The organism is Janthinobacterium sp. GW822-FHT07A03 (assembly GCF_058798815.1).
Window position 1 is genome coordinate 1 of sequence record NZ_JBXAKW010000021.1, and the last position, 21,881, is coordinate 21,881.

General features: G+C 60.9%; 16 protein-coding genes. 13 read left to right on the top strand and 3 right to left on the bottom strand.

Annotated elements, in window-relative coordinates:
- Positions 1-92: 92 nt before the first annotated feature.
- Positions 93-1,709 (bottom strand): RNA repair transcriptional activator RtcR, encoded by a 1,617-nt coding sequence (gene rtcR, locus AC1RJW_RS29230; protein WP_493048038.1) that lies wholly within the window; start codon positions 1,707-1,709, stop codon positions 93-95.
- A gap of 206 nt (positions 1,710-1,915) precedes the next feature.
- Between rtcR and AC1RJW_RS29235 the strand changes: the two genes are divergently transcribed.
- The 6 genes from AC1RJW_RS29235 to AC1RJW_RS29260 all read left to right on the top strand — a co-directional run bounded on the left by AC1RJW_RS29235 (position 1,916) and on the right by AC1RJW_RS29260 (position 7,506).
- Positions 1,916-3,094: a hypothetical protein gene (locus tag AC1RJW_RS29235; protein WP_493048039.1), complete on the top strand. Its 1,179-nt coding sequence runs from the start codon at positions 1,916-1,918 to the stop codon at positions 3,092-3,094.
- A complete protein-coding gene (locus tag AC1RJW_RS29240; RefSeq protein ID WP_493048040.1) occupies positions 3,010-3,486 on the top strand; it encodes a hypothetical protein in 477 nt (158 codons plus the stop codon). Before AC1RJW_RS29235 ends, AC1RJW_RS29240 begins: the two co-directional genes overlap by 85 nt.
- Before the next feature lie 271 nt (positions 3,487-3,757).
- Positions 3,758-4,993 carry an RtcB family protein gene (locus AC1RJW_RS29245; RefSeq protein ID WP_493048041.1) on the top strand — a complete coding sequence of 412 codons (1,236 nt, stop codon included), beginning with the start codon at positions 3,758-3,760 and terminating at the stop codon, positions 4,991-4,993.
- 16 nt (positions 4,994-5,009) lie between these two features.
- Positions 5,010-6,029, top strand: coding sequence for an RNA 3'-terminal phosphate cyclase (gene rtcA / locus AC1RJW_RS29250; RefSeq protein ID WP_493048042.1), 1,020 nt, complete (start codon positions 5,010-5,012; stop codon positions 6,027-6,029).
- 132 nt (positions 6,030-6,161) lie between these two features.
- A complete protein-coding gene (pedF, locus tag AC1RJW_RS29255; protein ID WP_436501576.1) occupies positions 6,162-6,647 on the top strand; it encodes a cytochrome c-550 PedF in 486 nt (161 codons plus the stop codon).
- Positions 6,648-6,672: 25 nt separating this feature from the next.
- Positions 6,673-7,506: a substrate-binding periplasmic protein gene (locus AC1RJW_RS29260; protein ID WP_493048043.1), complete on the top strand. Its 834-nt coding sequence runs from the start codon at positions 6,673-6,675 to the stop codon at positions 7,504-7,506.
- A 57-nt stretch (positions 7,507-7,563) separates the two neighbouring features.
- Here the strand turns inward: AC1RJW_RS29260 and AC1RJW_RS29265 are convergent, their stop codons facing one another.
- Positions 7,564-9,702 carry a TonB-dependent receptor family protein gene (locus AC1RJW_RS29265; protein WP_493048044.1) on the bottom strand — a complete coding sequence of 713 codons (2,139 nt, stop codon included), beginning with the start codon at positions 9,700-9,702 and terminating at the stop codon, positions 7,564-7,566.
- A 204-nt stretch (positions 9,703-9,906) separates the two neighbouring features.
- Here AC1RJW_RS29265 and AC1RJW_RS29270 point away from each other — a divergent pair, with 204 nt between their 5' ends.
- From AC1RJW_RS29270 to AC1RJW_RS29300, 7 genes are all read left to right on the top strand, one after another.
- Positions 9,907-10,863 (top strand): beta-propeller fold lactonase family protein, encoded by a 957-nt coding sequence (locus tag AC1RJW_RS29270; RefSeq protein ID WP_493048045.1) that lies wholly within the window; start codon positions 9,907-9,909, stop codon positions 10,861-10,863.
- Positions 10,864-11,116: 253 nt separating this feature from the next.
- On the top strand, positions 11,117-12,637 hold the full coding sequence (adh, locus tag AC1RJW_RS29275) for an aldehyde dehydrogenase (RefSeq protein WP_077399968.1): 1,521 nt from the start codon (positions 11,117-11,119) through the stop codon (positions 12,635-12,637).
- Between the two features lie 55 nt (positions 12,638-12,692).
- Positions 12,693-13,088, top strand: coding sequence for a DUF779 domain-containing protein (locus tag AC1RJW_RS29280; protein WP_493048046.1), 396 nt, complete (start codon positions 12,693-12,695; stop codon positions 13,086-13,088).
- Positions 13,089-13,143: 55 nt separating this feature from the next.
- Positions 13,144-14,880 carry a PQQ-dependent methanol/ethanol family dehydrogenase gene (locus AC1RJW_RS29285; RefSeq protein WP_493048047.1) on the top strand — a complete coding sequence of 579 codons (1,737 nt, stop codon included), beginning with the start codon at positions 13,144-13,146 and terminating at the stop codon, positions 14,878-14,880.
- A 287-nt stretch (positions 14,881-15,167) separates the two neighbouring features.
- Positions 15,168-16,328 carry a porin gene (locus AC1RJW_RS29290; protein WP_493048048.1) on the top strand — a complete coding sequence of 387 codons (1,161 nt, stop codon included), beginning with the start codon at positions 15,168-15,170 and terminating at the stop codon, positions 16,326-16,328.
- Positions 16,329-16,385: 57 nt separating this feature from the next.
- Positions 16,386-18,488 (top strand): 4Fe-4S binding protein, encoded by a 2,103-nt coding sequence (locus AC1RJW_RS29295; RefSeq protein ID WP_493048049.1) that lies wholly within the window; start codon positions 16,386-16,388, stop codon positions 18,486-18,488.
- Entirely contained in the window at positions 18,478-19,488 is a 1,011-nt protein-coding gene (locus tag AC1RJW_RS29300) for an FAD:protein FMN transferase (protein ID WP_493048050.1), read from the top strand. The genes AC1RJW_RS29295 and AC1RJW_RS29300 overlap by 11 nt, the downstream gene beginning before the upstream one ends.
- A gap of 1 nt (position 19,489) precedes the next feature.
- Here the strand turns inward: AC1RJW_RS29300 and AC1RJW_RS29305 are convergent, their stop codons facing one another.
- Positions 19,490-21,478: a sigma-54-dependent Fis family transcriptional regulator gene (locus tag AC1RJW_RS29305; RefSeq protein ID WP_493048051.1), complete on the bottom strand. Its 1,989-nt coding sequence runs from the start codon at positions 21,476-21,478 to the stop codon at positions 19,490-19,492.
- Between the last annotated feature and the right edge of the window lie 403 nt (positions 21,479-21,881).

Below are 21,881 nucleotides of genomic sequence, written 5' to 3' on the forward strand. Positions count from 1 at the left end.
GGTTTTTTTTCGTCTGGCGCTTTGACCTACTTTCACTGCATACCGGCGTAAAAAAGGCAGCGCCATGCGCTGCCTTTATCGTTGAACGTCGTCTAACTCCCGCGATAAATCAGCTCATCCCAGCTCAAGCCAAACTTCGCCAGGTATTTCTTGATCCGGTCCGCATCGTTCGGCCTGGCTTTCGCCGCGCGCGAGACGGTATACAGCGTGCGGCCCGCGTCGGACAGGCTGTTCGACTGCCTGCACACCTTGATGACTGCCTGCAACTGCAGCGCATCGAACAGGTCCAGTTGCGCGGCCGCTTCTTCTCCCATGATTTCCTCGAGCGCCACTGCTTCGCCTTCATTCCGGCCTCCGTGATGCTGCCACAGGCGGCGCAGGCGTGCGGTTTCCTCGTCCACGACCTGGTCCGTGATGCGCCCCGCTTCCGACAAGGTGGCCAGGCGCGTGACGGCGGCAGACAAATCGCGGAAATTGCCGTGCCAGGCGGCCGATGGCGATGCGGCGAAACGCATGAAGCGCTCGCGCGCTTCCTTGTTGAAGCGTACACGCTCGCCCGTCTCGGCGCTGTATTGTGCCAGCAGGTATTCCAGGTTCGGCTCGATGTCCTCCGGCCGCTGCGCCAGGCCTGGTAATGCGTAGGTCCACAGATTGATACGCGCATACAGGTCTTCGCGAAAGCGGCCGGCCGCCACCTCCTTGCCCAGGTCGCGGTTGGTGCCGGCGATCAGCTGGAAGTCGCTTTGCACCTCCGTATCAGCACCAACGGGGAAGAAGCGCTTTTCCTCGATCGCTTTCAATAGCATCGCCTGCTCGTCGAGTCCCAGTTCACCGATTTCATCGAGAAACAGCAAGCCCTTGTGCGCGCTGCGCAGCAAGCCTGGCCGGTCCGCGCCGGCGCCCGTGAATGAACCCTTGATATGGCCGAACAGGGTGGATGCGGCACCGTCGCCATGCAGGGTCGCGCAATTGAGGTCGATGAATTTGCCATCGATCTGGTGGCGCGATTTTTTCAGTTCATAGATGCGGCGCGCAAGAAAGGACTTGCCGGCGCCGGTCGGCCCCATCAGCAGCATGGGCGCTTTCGACTTGATGGCGACGCGCTCGATTTCCCCGATCATGGCGTTGAACTTTGCATTGCGCGTGGCGATGCCGGACTTCAGGAAGGCCACGCCTTCGGCCTGCTCACGCGTAAAACGCTGGGCGATCAGGTCGTAGCGCGACAGATCGAGGTCGATCAGCGCGTAGCTGCCGGGATTGCCGATGGCCTGGCGTTTCGGTGGCGACGTTTGCACGAGGCGGCCGGGGAAATAGTGGGCTTCCGTCATCAGGAACATGCAGATTTGCGCCACGTGGCTGCCGGTGGTGATGTGTATCCAGTATTCCTCCTTGTCCGGATCGAAGGCGTAGTTGTTGGCAAAATCGTAGAGCGCGCCGTATACGTCTTCAAAATCCCAGGCATCGCTGATGGGCAGTTCATGGGCGAGCAGCCTGGTTTCAGGCGAAACGCTGGCGATATCCTGCGACACCTGGCGCACCAGGCTGGCAAACTGCTCGCCGGCGTACAGCAGTTCGAAACGGTCGATGATCTTGTCTTCATGCTGGGTCAGCGCGACGCTGGGGCGCCACTTTTCCCAGCGTGCCGCTCCTCTGCCATTGTCGAGTTGCGTGCCGAGAAAGCCGATGACGACGGTGCGTTTTGCTTGCATATATTGGATAAAAATTTATCTGAAAAGATAATTGTATTCGAAATCGTAATCTGTGGGATATTTTCAATACCAAGCGTGAATGAGAATATTATTAAATAAAATCAATGGCTTACATTTATTTTTGGCAAAATTATTAAAGCTGGCACAGCGTTTGCAATAGAGGCGATACCAACGAGATAAACGTAGAGAGCAGAGAGGAACGAAAAATGGCCAACGCCCACTTATTCCAGAGCGCACAACAGACCGCGACCTTGCCTTCGGCACTGGCACACAATGCCGAAGGCGCGCCGGCCTATGCGCTGACACCCCGGCATCAACTGGCGCAATATGCGGCCACTGGTTGCCTGAACACGACGTTCTATGTCAGCGCCGAAGCGCAGCTGGCGATGGTACTGGAACTGTGCAAGGCGGTCGAACCAGCCTTCATCGCACAAACGGCTGTGTACTGCCGCGAGCGGGGCTACATGAAAGACATGCCGGCCTTGCTGGTGGCCGTGCTGGCGGGGCAGGGCGCTGCAGAATTTACGCAGGCCTTCCAGCGAGTGATTAACAACGGCAAGATGCTGCGCAACTTCGTGCAGATCATGCGTTCGGGCGCCGTAGGCCGCAAGTCGCTGGGATCGCGTCCGAAAAAGCTGGTACAGGCATGGTTGAACAACGCATCCGAGCAGTCCTTGCTGGCCGCTGCCGTGGGCAATGCGCCATCGTTGGCCGACGTGGTGAAAATGGTGCACCCGAAACCGCAGGCAGCGTGGCGGGAGGCATTTTTTGCCTGGCTGATCGGCAAGGAATATACACGCGATGCCTTGCCGCCGGCGCTGGCCGCATTCGAGGCATACAAGGCCGATCCTTCGCAGTCGATACCGGAGGTGCCGTTCCAGATGCTGACGGCGCTGCCCTTGAGCGCGCAGGACTGGGCGCAGATCGCCCGCCAGGGTGGCTGGCAGATGGTGCGCATGAATCTGAATACCTTTGCCCGCCATGGCGTGTACGACTTAGCCGGCATGCCGGAACTGATCGCCGCCAAGCTGCGCGATCCCGAGGCGATCGCCAGCTCGCGCGTGTTTCCGTACCAGCTGATGTCGGCGTACATGGCGGCCGGCGAGAACGTGCCGGCCGTCGTGCGCGATGCGCTGGAACAGGCGCTGGAAATATCGCTGGCGAACGTGCCGCGGATTGCCGGCAAGGTGGTGGTGTGTCCCGACGTTTCCGGCTCGATGCCTCGCCCGTCAGCGGTTTTCGCGGCAGCGCCACCTCGAACGTGCGCTGCATCGACGTGGCGGCCCTGGTGGCGGCAGCCATGCTGCGCAAGAATCCGGATGCCATGGTGCTGCCGTTCGAGCACAACGTGGTGCAGTGCGCACTTGGCGCGGATGACAGCGTGATGGAGAATGCGGCCAGGCTGGCGGCCATCGGCGGTGGCGGCACCAATTGCAGCGCGCCCCTGCTGCGCATGAACAGCAGGAAGGAGCTGGCCGACCTGGTGATCTATGTGTCCGATAACGAATCGTGGATCGATGCAAAGCGCAGCGGCGCCACGGCGACGATGGGACAGTGGACGGTTTTCAAGCAGCGTAATCCGCAGGCAAAGCTGGTCTGCATCGATATTTCGCCGCATGCCACGACACAGGCGATGGAGCGCGAGGATATCCTGAATATCGGCGGTTTTTCCGACGACGTCTTCAGGATCATCGCCGCCTTTGCCGCGGGACAGCTGGACCCGGCCCACTGGGTGGGAGAAATCGCCGCCATCGATATCGCGGCAGCAGCTTGTTGAAGCAAGGCGCATGAATGCGGAGAAGACTACATAAGAGACGTCCTGTCCAGGCTTGTCATGCGCCGCAGTACCCCGAATGCCGACAGGATTACATCGATCAGCCGCGTCAAACCGGCCTGGCGTGCGCATTACCCAGCCAGAAAATCCTGTCCCGCCTTGTCGGGTTGTCGTACTGATGAATGCCGGTGGAACTACATCCAGGACCGATGCGTCGGCAATGTTTCACCAATCCTTGTCATCACCCCCTATACAATAGAAGAAGAGCATAGCGATGAAAAACGAAGAATACGAAGTTCTGCATACCGAAGGCAGTCGTCCCGTGAAAATGTGGACGCGTGGCGTGCCCGTCGAAGAAGCGGCCAAAAAACAATTGCGCAACACGGCGACCCTGCCGTTCATCTACAAGCACATCGCCGTCATGCCCGACGTCCACCTGGGCAAGGGCTCGACCATCGGCAGCGTGATTCCTACCCTGGGCGCGGTGATTCCGGCGGCCGTCGGCGTGGATATCGGCTGCGGCATGATGGCGGCGAAAACCACGCTGACGGCGAATGATCTGCCCGATAACCTGGGACCGCTGCGCAGCGCCATCGAGCGCGCCATTCCGCACGGGATGTCGCCGAAGACGCGCGGCCACCGGGGCCGCGACGAGGGTTCCTGGCATACGCCGCCCTCGGTGGTCGATGCCGCGTGGCTGCAATTGAAAGATGAATTCGATGCGATCTGCCTGAAAACACCGAAGCTGAAAAACACGAACAATTATCGTCACTTGGGAACTTTGGGCAGCGGTAACCACTTCGTCGAAGTGTGCCTCGATGAACAGGGTTCTGTATGGTTCATGCTGCATTCCGGTTCGCGTGGCGTGGGCAATGCCATCGGCACCCATTTCATCGAACTGGCCAAGCAGGATATGCGTACCCATTTTATTAACTTGCCCGACCAGGATCTGGCTTACCTGGCCGAAGGCACGCGGCATTACGACGATTACGTGGAAGCGGTGGGCTGGGCCCAGCGTTTCGCGCGCAACAACCGCGAAGTGATGATGCAAAACCTGATCGCCGCCGTGCGCACGGTCATCCATAAGCCGTTCCAGACGCATGTGGAGGCCGTCAACTGCCACCATAACTATGTGCAGAAGGAGCACCACTTCGGCAAGGACGTATTGATCACGCGCAAGGGCGCTGTCTCGGCCCGCGCCGGCGAGCTGGGCATCATTCCCGGTTCCATGGGCGCCAAGAGTTTTATCGTGCGCGGCAAGGGTAATGCGGACAGTTTCCATAGCTGCAGCCACGGTGCGGGACGCACGATGAGCCGCACGGAAGCGAAGCGGCGCTTCAGCCTGGACGACCAGATCCGCGCCACGCAAGGCGTGGAATGTCGCAAGGATGAAAACGTGATCGATGAAATTCCGATGGCCTACAAGGATATCGATGCGGTGATGCTGGCGCAGCGTGAGCTGGTTGACGTGGTGCATATCCTGAAGCAGGTCGTTTGCGTCAAAGGTTAACAGAGAGAAAGTAGAGATGATAGAAATTGATGGAGCGCAAGGTGAAGGCGGCGGACAAATTTTGCGCTCGGCGCTGAGCCTGTCGATGATTACGGGGCAGCCGTTCCGGCTGATTAACATTCGCGCGGGACGGGACAAGCCCGGCTTGCTGCGCCAGCATCTGCTGGCCGTGCAGGCAGCGGCCGCCATTTGCGGGGCGCGCACGACGCCGGTGGCGCTGCGCGCAGCCAGCCTGGAATTCGTGCCTGGCGCCATACGCGGCGGCGATTACCGCTTTGCCATCGGCAGTGCCGGCAGTTGCACCCTGGTACTGCAAACCCTGCTGCCGGCCTTGCTGCATGCGGATGGGCCGTCCACCGTGCGCATCAGCGGCGGCACGCACAATGCCATGGCGCCGCCCGTGCATTTCCTGCAGCGCGCGTATGGCCGCATCCTGGAACAGATGGGCGCCGAGGTAGAGATTACGCAGCAGCGCTATGGCTTTCATCCCGCGGGCGGCGGCGAAGTGATTGCCGCGGTGCAACCGTGCCAGCGCTTGCGGCCCATTTCACTGCTGCAGCGCGGCGAGCGGAAGACCGGGTATGCGGAAAGCGTGGTGGCCGGCGTGCATGTGAACGTGGCGCAGCGCGAGCTCGAGCGTGTCGCCGACGGCATGGGCTGGAGCGGCAAGCAGCTGCGCATCGTCGGCTTGCCGGCGGAGCAGGGCCCGGGCAACGTCTTGCTGCTGACATTGGAGCATGAACACGTCACGGAAGTATTTACGTCGTTCGGCGAAAAGTCCCTGCTGGCCGAATCCGTGGCCAAGCGCCTGTTGAACGAGGTGCGCGCTTATCTCAAGACGGACGCGGCCGTGGGCGAGCACCTGGCCGACCAGCTCTTGCTGCCCATGGCGCTGGCCGGTGGAGGTACTTTCAGCTGCAACAAGGTGTCGCAGCATGCGCTGACGAATGCGGAAGTGATTGCCAGATTTTTACCCGTGCGTATTACTTTCGAGCAGCAGGAGCGGGCCAGCATCTGCACGGTGGCCGCCGCCTGACGTACGCGGTGACACAAATACCTGTTGCAGCTGTTCCAAATTGATACATGGGCAGTCAGATGTGGGGCACGCAAGCATGGCATGGCATTTGCTCTTCTTTGGATATTCACTAAAAAAACCAAGGAGACCAGCATGACCTATTCCATCCGCACCCTGCTCGGCGTGGCCGCCGCCGGCGCCGTTGCCCTCACTTCCCTGCTGACCTTGCCGCAAGCTTATGCGCATGGCAATGTCACGCCGCAAGGCGTTGACACCACTGGCTTGCCCAAGGTGGGCGACAAGTGGCTCGAACAAAATCCGTATCGGGGCAACAAGCTGGCCTTGACGGTGGGCACGTCGGCCTACAACCAGAATTGCGCCCGCTGCCATGGCATCGAAGCGATCTCGGGCGGCATCGCACCGGACTTGCGCCAACTGGACCGCGATTGTTTCGGTATCAAGAATGAGACAAAGAAACAGGCTTGCTACAAGGAAACGGACAATTACTATCTCACCACCATCCGCCACGGTAAAGTGCGTAATGGCGCCGTGTACATGCCGCCGTTCGAGGGCGTGTTCAACCAGGAAGCCATGTGGGCCATCAAGACCTATCTGGAAACCCGCCGCGAGTCTAATTAGGTCGAACTGATCACGAAGGAGTCCCATGCGTTCATTTCCATTCCGGGGCGCGCGCGCGATGCTCTCGCTCGCCTGCCTGGCGCTGTGCGCAGCCGCGCCGGCGCGTGCCGACTGGCAGAAAGTGCAGCAGTCGGGCAGCCTGAAAGTGGCGGTGTACAACGAGTTCGCGCCGTTTTCCGACATGGGCACGGGCATCGATATCGACATCGCCGAAGCGCTGGCGAAAAAGCTGGGGCTGAAACTGAGCTTGCTGCCTTTTCCCGCCGGCGAAAACCTCAACGACGATTTGCGCAATATGGTGTGGAAGGGGCATTACCTCGGCTATGGTCCCGCCGATGTGATGCTGCACGTGCCGGTCGACAAGAAATTGATGGCGGACAACGACAAGGTCGAGATCTTTGCGCCGTATTACGTGGAAACTGTGCGCCTGGCGCGCAGTGCGCATGCCGTGCCGCAATTCGATGGCGTCGCCTCGCTGGCTGGCAAGCGTATCGGCGTGGAAAAGGTCTCGATCGCCGCCATGCTGATGCTGGGCGAGGACAATGGCAAGTATCGCGACGACGTGCACATCTTCGACACGGCCGCCGAAGCCTTGCAGCAATTGCAAGCAGGCAAGCTCGACGCCGTGCTGGCGAATCGCTCGGAAATCGAGTCGGTGCTCAAAAGCGATCCCGCTTTCCCCTTGAGCGAAGTGGCGTTCGCCCGCCTGCCGCGTGCCGGCTGGGCCGTGGGGCTGGCCGTTAGCAAGCAACAGCTCGATGTAGCCAAGTTACTGCAGGCGGCCATGAACGAGATGGCGGCCAGCGGCGAATTGAAAGCCATCTTTGAGAAGTATGGCGTGAAGGAAGCGCGGCCGTAGCAGACTATGCTGAATGGTAAAAGCCCGCGCTTCGGAAGAGGCGCGGGCTTTTTCTTTTTAGAAATTATATTGGGCGCTGACACCCAGCAGCCAATTGCGTCCTGGCGCCGCTTCATAGTAGCGCTTGTTGCTGTCGCCGACGATGACGGAACCCACATAGGTCTTGTCGAAAAGATTGTTCAGGCGGGCAAACTCCTTGAAGCGCCAATTCCCTACGTTTTGTTTGGCGTTGACGCGCGCATTGAAGACCGTATAGCCGGGCGCCGGCTTTTCGCTGTTGCTGTCTTCCGCGTAGACCTGATTGCTGGCCACGCTTTCCACTGCCGCGCCGAAACGGTCCAGCGTGTCTTTCCAGGCCAGTTCCGCAAACAGGTTGGCGCTGGGGACGCCAGGCAAGCGGCTGCCTTCGCGTACGCTGCCAAAGGCCTGGTCATACACGGCGTGCAGGCTGGTCAGCGCCACTTTTGTCGTGAAACCATACGGCAGGTTGGAATCCAGCGACACTTCCATGCCTTGGCGCAAGGTCTTGCCTGCATTGCGGTAGCTGGTGCGCCCGCCGCTGGAACTGTCGACCACCAGTTCATCGTTCGTCTTGATCTGGAACAAGGCTGCGTTCACATGCGTGTTGTTGGCGATCCTGGCCTTGACGCCCGCCTCCAGGTTGGTGCTGGTGGCCGGTTTCAGCTGGTAATTGAAGCCGCCGCCCGTGCCCGAGTAAAACAGTTCGTTCAGGGTGGGGGCTTCGAAGCCGCGCGCGGCGCTGGCATACACGTTGACGTTGGGCGTCAGTTTATACAGCAGGCCCAGCACCGGTGTCGTGTGGCTGTATTCCAGGCTGCCGCTGTCATCGCCATTGCCGAGGAAATGGTCGTTGACCGACACTTTCATCTTGCTGTAGCGCACACCTGCGCTGAGCAGCCATGGCCCGCTCTGCCATTCCGCCTGGATATACGGATCGAGGCTGGAGACGACATCCTGCTCGTCGCGGCGCAGCTTGCCCTTCACGCCAAACGTGTTGCCGATGTAATTTTCATAACCGGTGCGGTCATCGCTGGAGCGGCCATAGTCGATGCCGATGGTGGTGCTCAGCTTGCCGCCGGCCAACTGGCTGACGTGCAGCCAATTGGTGTCGATGCCGTAGAACTCACGCTGGAAGTCGACCACGCCGCCCGAATGGCTGGCCGGTGCCTGGAAACCCTTGGTGAATGCCTGGTACTGGATCACGTCGCGGTTGCCGCCGTAGGCCGTCACGTGCAGGCGGTCATCGCCGAACGACTGTTCATAGGTGGCGCCGATTTGCTGGTGGTCGATGCTCTTGCGCGTGTTGTAGCGTTCGGCCAGGGTGCGTTTCGGGTTTTGCGTGTCCGTCGTGTCGATTTCGCCGGCGCGCGGATCGCGCGCAAACGTGGCCCAGGTGGCGCCCAGCGGATCTTGCGTATTGCCTTGGTGCAGGCTGTTGGCGACGATGGTCAGTTTGCTGTCCGCATTCGGCTTGACGGTGATCTTGCCGAACGCCTGTTCGCGCGTGGCGGCGCTGTGGTCGCGGAAGCCATCCGTGCGGAAACGCGAGCCGTCGAGCACGTAACCGATGCCGCCTGCCTGGCCCTGCGCCGAAATATCTACCTTGCTGGTGCCGAAGCTGCCGCCCGTCACGTTCAGTTCGACGGAGGGAGGATTTTGCCCATCCTTGGAAAACAGCTGGATCACGCCGCCCGAGTGGTTGCCGTAGATGGCGGAAAACGGCCCGCGCAGTACTTCGATGCGCTCGGCCGTATCGAGGTTGAAGGTGGCGGCCTGGCCCTGGCCGTCGGGCATGCTGGCGGGAATGCCATCGCTGATCAGCTTGACGCCGCGCACGCCGAAGGCCGAGCGGGCGCCGAAGCCGCGCGACGAGATCTGCAAGTCTTGCGCATAGTTCTGGCGGTTCTGTACGACCAGGCCCGGCACGGCGGCCAGCGCTTCCGACGCGTTGACGCGAATTTGCCCATCCTGGATGCGGGCGCTGTCGACCACGTCGATCGAGGCCGGCACTTCCTGGCTGGGGTGGGCGATGCGGCTGCCGCTGACGACCACCGTATCCATCAGTTGTCCGGCGGCCAGGTCGGCGGACTCGGCGGCAAAGACGTGGGGGGCCAGGGTGGCGCTGCCGGCGACAAACAGGCTGGCGATGGTGTTCAGGCGGAAACGATGCTGCATGCGGATTCTCCAATGTGAATAAAAGCCTGCTTGAGCGCGTGAGCGGCGCAGGTCTGCATAGTTGTATCAAGCAATATGCCTGCCATGTCTCCATTGGTGGGCGGAAATTATACGCGTGTCAGTGGCACGGCGTTTGCATACAGCAATTATCAGAGGCGCCGCTACCGCGCGCTTTTCCTGTGTTTTGCCATTGAAAAGGTGATTATGCCCAACTTCTTCCCGCGCTTGCGCCAGGTGTGCTGGCTGCTGCCTGCGCTCTTCAGCACGGCCCTTCAGGCCGCTCCCTTTGCCTATGTTCCCAATGAAAAATCGGGCACCTTGAGCGTGATCGACACGGCGACCGACCAGGTAGTGCGCCAGATCGCCGCCGGCAAGCGGCCGCGCGGCATCGCCGCCGACCCCACCGGACGGCAATTGTTTGTCACGGATGCCGCCAGCAGCGCCTTGCTGCTGATCGACAACGCTGGCGGCGCGCCCGTGCGCACGGTGGCGCTGGGCAAGTCGCCCGAAGGCGTCAGCGCCTCGCAAGACGGCAGTCACGTGGCCGTGGCCGTCGAGGAAAACAATAGCGTGGCCTTGCTCGATGGCCAGACGGGCACCTTGCTCGCCGACATCAAAGTGCAGGGACGCAATCCGGAACACGCCGTCTTCAGCCCGGATGGGCGCTGGCTGCTGGTCAGCGCCGAAGAGGCCGAGCAAATCGACGTCATTGATGTGGCGCAACGCCGCCAGGTGGCTTCCATCGCCGTGGGACTGCGTCCGCGCGGCATCGGCTTCAGTCCGGACTCGGGCCGCGCCTATGTGGCGTGCGAACTGGTCAATGCCGTCTATGTCATCGACATGGCGGCGCGCAAGGCCGTCGCCATCATTCCAGCGGGTAAAAATGCGAATGGCATCGTGGTCCATCCCGGCGGCAAGCAAGTGTATGTATCGAATGGCACGGACGGCACGGTGATGGCGATCGACACGGCCAGCAATCAGGTGACGGCCACCATTCCCGTCGGCAAGCGCCCGTGGAACATGGCCATCACGCCCGACGGCGCCAAGCTGTACGTGGCCAATGGCCGCTCGAACAGCGTGTCCGTCATCGACACGGCCCGCGCGCAGAAGGTGGCCGATATTGCCGTCGGCGAATTGCCATGGGGCGTGGTGATTCGGTAGCGGTACAGGAACAGGTGTTCCAGTCTGGTACACCTGTTCCATTGTGCAGCGGCGATGGCGTGCTACGGCAGCAATTGAACCCGCCGATATCGCCACCAGGCCCTTGCAACAGAGGTAAAACCCGCTAAGTTGGGTAGGGGGATGGCGAGCTGGCACGGCATTTGCGGAAGACTGCGTGTACTCACCCCATCTGTACCAGGACGTTTGATTTTAATTAAGTAATTCCATTCTAATTAACCCGATAGAGGACGACATGAATCTCGCAGACATCAGCAAACTGGGCGTAGCCAATCCCTTCAAACAACGCTATGACAATTACATCGGCGGCAAATTCGTTGCACCAGTAAAAGGTGAATACTTTCCCAACATTACGCCGATCACGGGCTTGCCGTTTTGCGAAATCGCCCGTTCCACGACGGAAGACGTCGAGCTGGCGCTGGATGCCGCGCATGCCGCCAAGGAAGCTTGGGGCAAGACTTCGCCCGCCGAGCGCGCCAATATCCTGAACCGCATCGCCGACCGCATCGAACAGAACCTGAGCCTGATCGCCACGGCGGAAACGATCGACAACGGCAAGCCGATCCGCGAAACGATGAATGCCGACATTCCGCTGGCCATCGACCATTTCCGCTACTTCGCCGGCTGCATCCGCGCGCAGGAAGGTTCCGTCGCGCAAATCGACGCGGAAACCTATGCCTATCACTACCATGAGCCGCTGGGTGTCGTGGGCCAGATCATCCCGTGGAATTTCCCGATCCTGATGGCTGTGTGGAAACTGGCGCCAGCGCTGGCCGCAGGCAATTGCGTCGTCCTGAAACCGGCCGAGCAAACCCCCGCTTCCATCATGGTGTTGATCGAGCTGATCGGCGACTTGCTGCCGCCGGGTGTGTTGAACATCATCAACGGTTTCGGCCTGGAAGCGGGCAAGCCGCTGGCGTCGAGCAAGCGCATCGCCAAGATCGCCTTTACCGGTGAAACGGGTACGGGCCGCCTGATCATGGGTTACGCGGCGCAAAACCTGATTCCCGTCACCCTGGAGCTGGGCGGCAAGTCGCCGAACATCTTCTTTGAAGACGTGATGGATGCCGACGACGAGTATTTCGACAAGTGCCTGGAAGGTTTTGCGATGTTTGCGCTGAATCAAGGCGAGGTGTGCACCTGCCCATCGCGCGTGCTGATCCAGGAATCGATCTACGAGAAATTCATCGAACGGGCCTTGAAGCGCGTGGCCGCCATCAAGCAGGGCAACCCGCTCGACTCGTCCACCATGATCGGCGCCCAGGCGTCGCAGGAGCAGCTGGAAAAAATCCTGTCCTACCTCGACATCGGCCGCCAGGAAGGCGCCGAAGTGCTGGCCGGCGGCGAGCGCAACACGCAGGCGGGCGACCTGGAAGGCGGCTACTACGTGCGTCCGACCGTGTTCAAGGGCAACAACAAGATGCGCATCTTCCAGGAAGAAATTTTCGGACCGGTCGTCTCCGTGACGACCTTCAAGGACGAGGCCGACGCGCTGGCCATTGCCAACGACACCTTGTACGGCCTGGGCGCCGGCTTGTGGACGCGTGACGGTTCGCGCGCCTTCCGCATGGGACGCGCCATCCAGGCGGGCCGCGTGTGGACCAATTGCTACCACCTGTATCCAGCCCACGCCGCGTTCGGCGGCTACAAGCAATCGGGTATCGGCCGCGAAAACCACAAGATGATGCTCGACCACTACCAGCAAACGAAGAACTTGCTGGTGAGCTATAGCCCGAAAGCGCTGGGCTTCTTCTAAACCGGCAACAAGCGCCGCGCCCGCAGTCCAGGCGCGGCGCGCAGAAAGGGATGCCATGAGTGCAGCAATTGCCAGGGTGGTCGCCACCGATGCGGCGCTGGAAATGATGGACAAGTTGCGCCAGCGTCACGGCCCGCTGATGTTTTTCCAGTCGGGCGGCTGCTGCGACGGCAGTGCGCCCATGTGCTATGCGCTGGGCGAGTTCGATGTCAGCGATACCGACATCTATCTCGGCAATTTGAATGGCACACCGTTCTACGTGGGACTCGAGCAATTCGAGTACTGGGAGCATACCCAGTTGATTATCGATGTGGTCGATGGCAATGGCGGCATGTTTTCACTCGACAACGGCACGGGCAAGCGCTTCTTGACGCGCTCGCGCCTGTTCACCGATGAAGAGTGTGCGCTGTTGCATGCCCAGCCGCATGAGCACGACAGAAAAAGTACCTGAGAGTTACACACACATACTAATAAAACAGAGGGAGATGATTGTGCAGAAAAAAATCATGGGGATACTCATCGGTTTGGGCGTGGCATCGCTGGCCCAGGCGGCCGACGTGGGCAATGTCACCACCGCCATGCTCGACAGCACGGCAAAGAATCCGTCCAGCGTGCTGTCGTTCGGCATGGGCACGCAGGGCCAGCGCTATTCGCCGTTGACGCAGATCAATGACAAGACCGTGGCCAAGCTGGTGCCCGCCTGGTCGTTCTCGTTTGGCGGCGAAAAACAGCGGGGCCAGGAATCGCAGCCGTTGATTCATAACGGCAAGATGTTCGTCACGGCATCGTATTCGCGCATCTTTGCCGTCGACCTGAAAACGGGCGCCAAGCTGTGGAAATATGAACATCGCTTGCCGGACGGCATCATGCCCTGCTGCGATGTGGTCAACCGCGGCGCCGCCCTGTACGGCAACCTGGTGATTTTCGGCACGCTCGACGCTTATCTTGTTGCGCTGGATCAAAACACGGGCAAGATCGTCTGGAAAGAGAAAGTGGACGACTATGCGGCCGGCTACTCGATGACGGCGGCGCCGCTGATCGCCGAAGGCTTGCTGCTGACGGGCGTGTCGGGCGGCGAATTCGGCATCGTCGGCCGGGTCGAGGCGCGCAATCCCATGACGGGCGACCTCGTGTGGAGCCGTCCGACGGTGGAGGGCCATATGGGCCACCGCTACGACAAGGATGGCAAGGCCATCGACAACGGCATCTCGGGAACGGTGAACAAGACCTGGCCGGGCGACCTGTGGAAGACGGGCGGTGCCTCCACGTGGATGGGCGGCACCTACGATCCGCAAACCAAGCTGGCCTATTTCGGCACCGGCAACCCGGCGCCGTGGAACAGCCATTTGCGCCCCGGCGACAATTTGTACTCATCGTCCACCGTGGCGCTGGACGTGAAAACGGGGCAGATCAAGTGGGCGTATCAGAACACGCCGAACGATGCCTGGGATTTCGACGGCGCCAACGAGTTCGTCACCTTCGACATGGATGGCAAGCGCTACGGCGGCAAGGCCGACCGCAACGGTTTCTTCTACGTCATCGACGCCAACACGGGCAAACTGCAGAACGCCTTTCCGTTCGTCAAGAAAATCACCTGGGCCAGCAGCATCGACCTGAAGACGGGACGGCCGAACTACATAGCCGCCGGCCGCCCAGGCGACCCGACCAAGGGAGAGGAGGGCAAGAAGGGCTCGACCGTGTTTGCCGCCCCCGCTTTCCTCGGGGCAAAAAACCAGATGCCGATGGCGTACTCGCCGCAAACCAAGCTGTTCTATGTGCCCGCGAATGAATGGGGCATGGACATCTGGAACGAGCCGATCAGCTACAAGAAGGGCGGCGCCTTCCTCGGCGCCGGTTTCACCATCAAGCCCTTGTTTGACGACTACATCGGCGCCATGCGCGCCATCGATCCGAAGACGGGCAAGATCGTCTGGGAAATCAAGAACAACGCGCCGCTGTGGGGCGGCGTGATGAGTACGGCCGGCAATCTGGTGTTCTACGGCACGCCGGAAGGCTTCCTGAAAGCCGTCGACGCGAAGACGGGCAAGGAGTTGTGGAAATTCCAGACGGGTTCCGGTGTCGTGGCGCCGCCCGTCACCTGGCAGGATGGCGACACGCAATACGTGGCCGTCGTGTCCGGCTGGGGCGGCGCCGTGCCGCTGTGGGGCGGCGAGGTGGCGAAGAAGGTCAACTTCCTGGAACAGGGCGGTTCCGTGTGGGTCTTCAAGCTGGCGTCGAAGTAACGGGGTGAAGCGCCCGGGCCACGCGGATGGGTGTCTCCCTGTCCGCCGGGCGTTTTCTTTTTTCTGACGGCCCAGGCCGTCAGTTTTTTGTTTACGCAGTTGCGCGATCAGTGTGCTGGCGGTCAAAAAAGGAACACCGTGCGGGGCGATTGATCCGCTGCTGCACACGTCAAACACGTATTTTCTCTTTCTCCCTGTGAACCGTGCTGGGCACGCTTATTGCCAAAGCTTGAGGTACATCAATCACTGGTGTGCACACTAAAAACAGAGAAGAAAGAGGAGAAGCAATGAACACATTGAGCAAGCTGGGGAGCGTGGGTGTCATGACAATCGCAGCGGTAGGACAGGCGCAAGCCGTCGATATCAAGGCGGGCGACTGGACCGTGTCGGTGGGCGGCATCGTCAACGCCTATTACACGCAAGTATCGTGTTCGGGCGATGCGGTGGGCGGGCTGGCGCTGGGCGGCCAGGCGCTCGGTTGCGGCGGCGAAAAGGACCGCACCACCATCGGCAACGGCTTGCTGCCGAACGGCTTGATCACCTCGGCAAGCTCGCGCCTGGGCGAGTACGACGTGAAGGCCTTGATCGGCATCTACAACTCGACGGCCACCGATAGCGCCATCAGCCAGAACAGCGTGGTCGACGTGCGCCAGGCCTTCTTCACGTTCGGCAATGCTGAAATGGGCACCTTCAAGCTGGGCCGCGACTACGGCATCTTCGGCGCGAATGCGATCCTGTCCGACATGACCTTGCTGGGCTCGGGCGCGCCCGTGCAGGCGACACAGCGGGGCAGGGTGACCCTGGGCCATATCGGTGCTGGTTATACCTATCTGGGCAACTATGGCCAGATCATGTACAGCACGCCGAAGTCGGGCGGCTTTGGCGCCGACGTGGCGCTGGTCAGCCCCGTTTCCGATACGCCCATCGTGGCAGGCTCGACCTATTCTTCGAAGTCGAGTCCGCAAGTGCAGGCGCAGCTGACATATGCGCAGGAGGGCTTGAAAGCCTGGCTCGGTGTGAAATCGCAAAAATTCACGTCGAAAACGCCCGGTGTCGATGACCTGACCATGCGCGGCGTGGAAGTGGGCGCTTCGTACCAGATGGGCCCGGCTGGCGTGCTGTTCAACTTCCAGGGCGGCAAGGGATTGGGCATTCTCTCCGATGCGGACCAGGGCGATACCAAGTCGAAGAACTGGCTGCTGCAAGGCACGTATAAAACGACGGACAAGCTGAAGCTGGGCTTGTCCTACGGCATCAGCAAGAACGACGACAACACGGCCGGCACGGGCGGCTTGAAGTCGAACGCCAACCTGACCCTCGGCGCTTACTACTCGCTCAACAGTGCGATCACCCTGGTGGGCGAGCTGGGCCAGACGCGCTCGAAAGGCTTTATGGGCGGCGAAGCGAAGATGAATGGCGTGTCCCTGGGCGGCATCATTTTCTTCTAATCAATGAAAGCGGCGCCGGAAGCTGCGGCGCCGCACGGAGTGCAATGCATGCGGATAATGCGGTTGTTCATCGGATGCTGGCTATTCCTGTTTGTCCTGGGACAGGCGTGGGCCGGCGTACTCACCAAGGCCGAGCTGGCGCGGCGCTTCCCTGCGCCGCTCGTCGTGGGCGAGAAGGAAGCCGACTTGCCCGTTTGGCCCCTGTTCAAGCAAAATGCCACGGCCACCGAGCTGGTCGGCTATGCCTTTGAGTCGGTGGACCTGGCGCCGATTCCCGGTTTTTCCGGCGTTCCCGTCAATTTATTGATCGCCATCAATCCGCAGGGCAGTTTTCTGGGCGTGGCCGTGCTGTCGCAGCACGAGCCCGTGTTTCTCGACGGACTCGGTGAAGCGCCGCTGTTCCAGTTCGTCAAGCAATACCAGGGCTTGTCGCTGAAACAGAACATTGCCATCGATGCCAGGAGGAAACGCGCCGCCGATGCCACGCATGCCGATATCGACGGCGTGTCGAAGGCGACGGCTTCCGTGCGCATCATCAATCAAAGTGTGCTGGCATCCGCCTTGAAAGTGTCGCGCAAGAAGCTCGGATTCGCGCAAGGCCGCGACCCGGACCAGATCGCCCGCATCCGCATGGACGTGTTCGAGAAACTCAGCGTGGCGCAGATGCTTGAGCAGGGCTTGATCCAGCATGTACGCCTGAGCAACAAGGATGTGGAAGTCCTGTTTGCCGGCAGTCTCGGAGCCGGACTCGAACCGGAAGCCGCGCGCGATCCGGACGGCGTGTTCATCGATCTCTATCTGGCCTACGTCTCCGTGCCCACGGCGGGGCGCAATCTGTTGACGGAACGCAGCTGGAACAAGCTGCGCAACCGGCTCGACGAGGGCGACCACGCCATCCTCGTCATGTCGCGCGGGCGCTACAGCGTGCTGGGCGACGATTTCGTGCGCGGCACCGTGCCGGACCGGTTGTTGCTGAAGCAGGATGGCTTGCCCATCGACATGCGCGACCTGGACCTGGAATTGAGCTTGTCGGAGGCGGGACCATTGCCAACGGAAAATATCGCCGTCTTTCGCGTCATCAGCCAGGCGGGGCTCGATGCGGCCAGCCCGCTGGCATTTTCTCTCCCCATCACGCGCAGCAAGGGCATCGTGTATCCGGAACGCATCGCGCGCAACGTCGACTTCACGTACCGCTTGCCGGCCGGGCTCTATACGGCGCCGCAAGGCGACGATGCCGGCTGGCGCGGCACGTGGAAGGCGCGCCGGGCTGAACTGTTGATCTTGCTGGCCGGGCTGGCGCTGCTGGCCGGCGCACTGGCATGGCAGAAACGCCTGGTGCGCGATGGCCGGCAATTCATCTGGTTCCGCCGCCTGTTCCTGGTGTTTACCATTGCGTTTATCGGCTATTACGCGCAGGGGCAGTTATCAATCGTCAACATCACGGGGGTGATCCAGGCGCTGCTGGCGGGGCGCAGCCTGGGCTTTTTCCTGTTCGATCCGATGACGGTGATCCTGTGGGCGTTCGTATTGCTCACTTTGTTCATCTGGGGGCGTGGCACGTTTTGCGGCTGGCTGTGTCCGTTTGGCGCGCTGCAGGAATTCACGGGCAAGCTGGGCCAGTGGCTGCGCTTGCCGCAGTGGAAGATCAAGCCGCGCCTGGACGGGCGCTTGAAGTGGATCAAGTATGGCTTGCTGGCGGCCATTCTGGGCAGCAGCATGTTTTCCAGCCAGATCACGGACAAGCTGGTGGAGCTGGAGCCGTTCAAGACGGCGATCACTTTGAATTTCGTGCGCGCCTGGCCCTTCGTCGCCTATGCTGCGGGCTTGCTGCTGCTCAGCAGTGTTTCCTACAAATTCTTTTGCCGCTACCTGTGCCCGTTTGGCGCGGCGCTGGCGTTGCTGGGGCGTTTTCGCCTGTTCAACTGGATTCCCCGCCGCAAGGAATGCGGCACGCCTTGCCAGACTTGCCGCCACCGTTGCGAGTATCACGCCATCGCGCCCAGCGGGAAAGTCGATTACGGTGAGTGTTTCCAGTGCATGGATTGCGTGGTGATTTACGCCAGCGATGAAAAATGCGCACCCTTGATGCTGGAAATCAAGCGTGCCCGCACCATACCCATCGTCCGGGCCACGGCAGAGGAGAGCAGCAATGCAGCGTAGAACCTTTATTTCCGCCGCCATCGGCAGCGTGGCCGGCATGGCGAGCTGGTCTTTGCCTGGCAGCATGGCGCGTGGCACGGCCACGGCGTCCGGCGTGCGGCCTTATCAAGGCGCCGCGTTGGCGTTTGGCACGACGATTGCTGTCACCGTGTTACACCACGATCAGCGCCAGGCCGAACTGGCCATTGAGGACGCTTTGCATGCGGCCAGGAATATCGACCACCTGATGAGCATTTACAATCCTGCCAGCCAAGTCTTTCAGTTGAACCGTGACGGCCGCCTGGCCCGGCCGAATGCCCATCTGCTGACGGTGCTGGCGCAGGCGCAAGCCTTGTCGCAATGGAGCGACGGGGCGTTTGATATCACCGTGCAACCTTTATGGCAGCTGTTTCGCGCGGCGGCAGACCAGGCAAGTTTACCGGCGGAAGCATTGCTCCACGCGGCGCGGGCGCGGGTAGGCTGGCGGCAACTGGCGTGGGATCGCCGGGAAGTGCGTTTTCTCCAGCCCGGCATGGCGCTGACCTTGAATGGCCTGGCGCAAGGCTACGCGGCCGACATGGCGCTGGCGGCCGTGCAGGCACGCGGCGTGCGGCACGCGCTGCTCGACACGGGCGAGTTCGTCGCGCGCGGGCAGCGTGCCGTGCGGCGCCCGTGGACTTTGGGCATCCAGGACCCGCGCGACGCGGAAATTCTGGCGGCCACCTTGAAAGTGGAGGGGCGCAGCGTGGCCACGTCGGGCGACTACGAATGCACGTTCACGCCCGACTTCGTGCATCACCACATCTTCGATCCTGCGAAAGGCGATTCGCCGGGCGAATTGGCCAGTGTAACGGTGCTGGCGCCTACGGGCTTGCTGGCCGATGGCTTGTCGACAACCTTCATGGTGACGGGGGCCGCGCGTGCGCATGCCATGGCCGCGCGGATGGACGGGGTCGACCTGATGACCATCGACAAGCAGGGCCGGCGCAAGATGTCGCCCGGCTTTCCCCGTCTACTCTAGGCTATTTCAGGTGCGGCACCTTGCGATAGATCGTGTTGCGCGACACGCCCAAGGCCCGCGCCGTAGCCGAGACGTTGCCACCGTGGGCGTCCAGCGACTTGAGGATCACGCTTTGCTCCATCTCTTCCAGGTTGGCGCCGGCTGCGATCATGCGGTCCGTGCTGGCGCTGGCGGCAGTCGCTTGCGTCATCTCAATATCGTCGAGGAAATCATCGGGCATGTGGCGCAAACAGATTTCATGCTCGTCGCCCGCCATGACGATGGCCGTGCGCAACAAATTGGTCAGCTGGCGGAAGTTGCCTGGCCATTTATGCTGGTGGAACAGGCGCAGGATGTCGGGCGCCACCGTATAACGCGTATCGGGCGCTTCCGTCGCGAGGATTTTCTTCACCACGGTATCGAGGTCCGTGCGTTCGCGCAGGGGCGGCAGTTTGACCACCAGGCCATTCAATCGGTAATACAAGTCTTCGCGAAACAAGCCCTTGGCCATGCGTTCGCGCAAGTTGTGATTCGTGGCGCAAATCAGTTCCACATTCACGGTAATGGACTTGCTGCTGCCCAGCGGCGTGACCATGCGTTCCTGCAACACACGCAACAGGCGTGCCTGCAAGCCGAAGGGCATGTCGCCGATTTCGTCGAGGAACAGGGTGCCGCCATTGGCTTGCAGTATCTTGCCGATGGCCCCTTTCTTGCGCGCGCCCGTGAATGCCCCGTCTTCATAGCCGAACAGTTCGGATTCGATCAGGGTTTCCGGGATGGATGCGCAATTGACTGCAATAAACGGTCCCATGGCCCGAGGCGAGTCGTTATGGATGGCTTGCGCCAGCAATTCCTTGCCAGTCCCTGTTTCGCCCATGACGAGGATGGGAATATCGCGACCCAGGACTTTATTCACCTTTTCGATCACCAGTTCCAGTTGCGGATCGCCCGTGCGCAGGTAGCGCAAGCCGGACAGGCGCCGCGCCGCATTGGCCGCATGGCTGGCCGGCGCGGGGATCGCCGCCGGCACGGCGTTGATGTCGCTTTGATCGGTGCTGGTGGTAAAGCCGTGCTGGAAGACGCTATTGGATAGGCGCAACTGCGCGCGCCCGTACACGCGAACGCCGCTGTGCATGCACAGGTTCAGCAAACCGGGTGAGGCCGTACGGTAATGGTCGTACAGGGCGGAAACGGGCAAGCCGAACAGGGAGCTGAACGTGTGCGATTGCAGCGCGGCAAATGACAGGCCCAGTTGGAACAAGCCATTCTTGTTGGCGGATAAAAAACGTCCACCCGGTGTGAACGAGGCAATGCCTTCCATCAAGGTGCCGATGAATTCGGGGCGCGCGTGGAAGTGCACAGTGATGGCATCTTCGAAGGTGGCGGAAAACAGCTGATTTTCGATCATCAGTGCCGACATGCGCACGAGGGCCATCGTGTGCTTGTGAAAACTGCGCTGGTCGCTGGAAACGTCCAGTACGCCGATGACATTGCCCCGGTGGTCGGTGATCGGTGCCGCAGAGCAAGTCAGGAAGTGATTGGCGGCCAGGTAATGCTGGTCCGCATGGACCAAAGTCGGTACTTTTTCCGTGATGGCGGTACCGATGGCATTCGTGCCGCGGCTTTGTTCCGACCACGCCACGCCTGGCTGCAGGGCGACGCGGTTGGCTTTCTCCAGGAAATCATCATCGCCCAGCGAATGCACGATCACGCCGTTGGCATCCGTGAGAATCACCATATTGTGCGTGTTGACGATTTGCTGGTACAGGGTTTCCATGGCCGGCAGCGCATGCGTGTGCAGCATGCGGTTTTGCTCGATCAACAAGGACAGATCGGATTTGCCGGCTGGCGTAAAGTCGGGCGTGGCCGTGGGCGACAGGCCAAAAGCGACGGAACGCTGATGGGAAGTTTCGATGATGACGGGGACGTTCTCCTGTCCTGCCGGCAAAGTGTTCGCGTCCGCGATGGACGAAAACGGTGCGCTACGGTAAGTAGCTGACGGTTGATACATGATCTCGTTGCCTCCGTTGGGCCCTGTACTGCGGCGCTCTTTTGAATATCGAGAGTGTTCCATAATGTAGCACCTGTCACAAATGGGAGCAAAGCAAAGCGAGCCGGGCTGTCCCCAGTGTTGCTGCCAGGCCCAGAGTTGCTCTCATCAGTGGACAGTGCATAGGGCTGTATAAGCAAGTGCGGTGCCAGGGCCGTTTCACGGCGCGGCAAAATAGCGCTTGCGGGCCGCGCGGGGCAGGGCTATAATTCGCCCCCTCGCTGAACGACGCATGCAAATGCCGAGTAAAGCAGGGTAAAAAAGAAGGTTGACGAATTAGCCGAAACGCTTCATACTCTTCCTTCTTCGCAGCTGACAAACACAACGCTTTGTCGATAGCGCGAAAGCAGTAACCGAATACAGT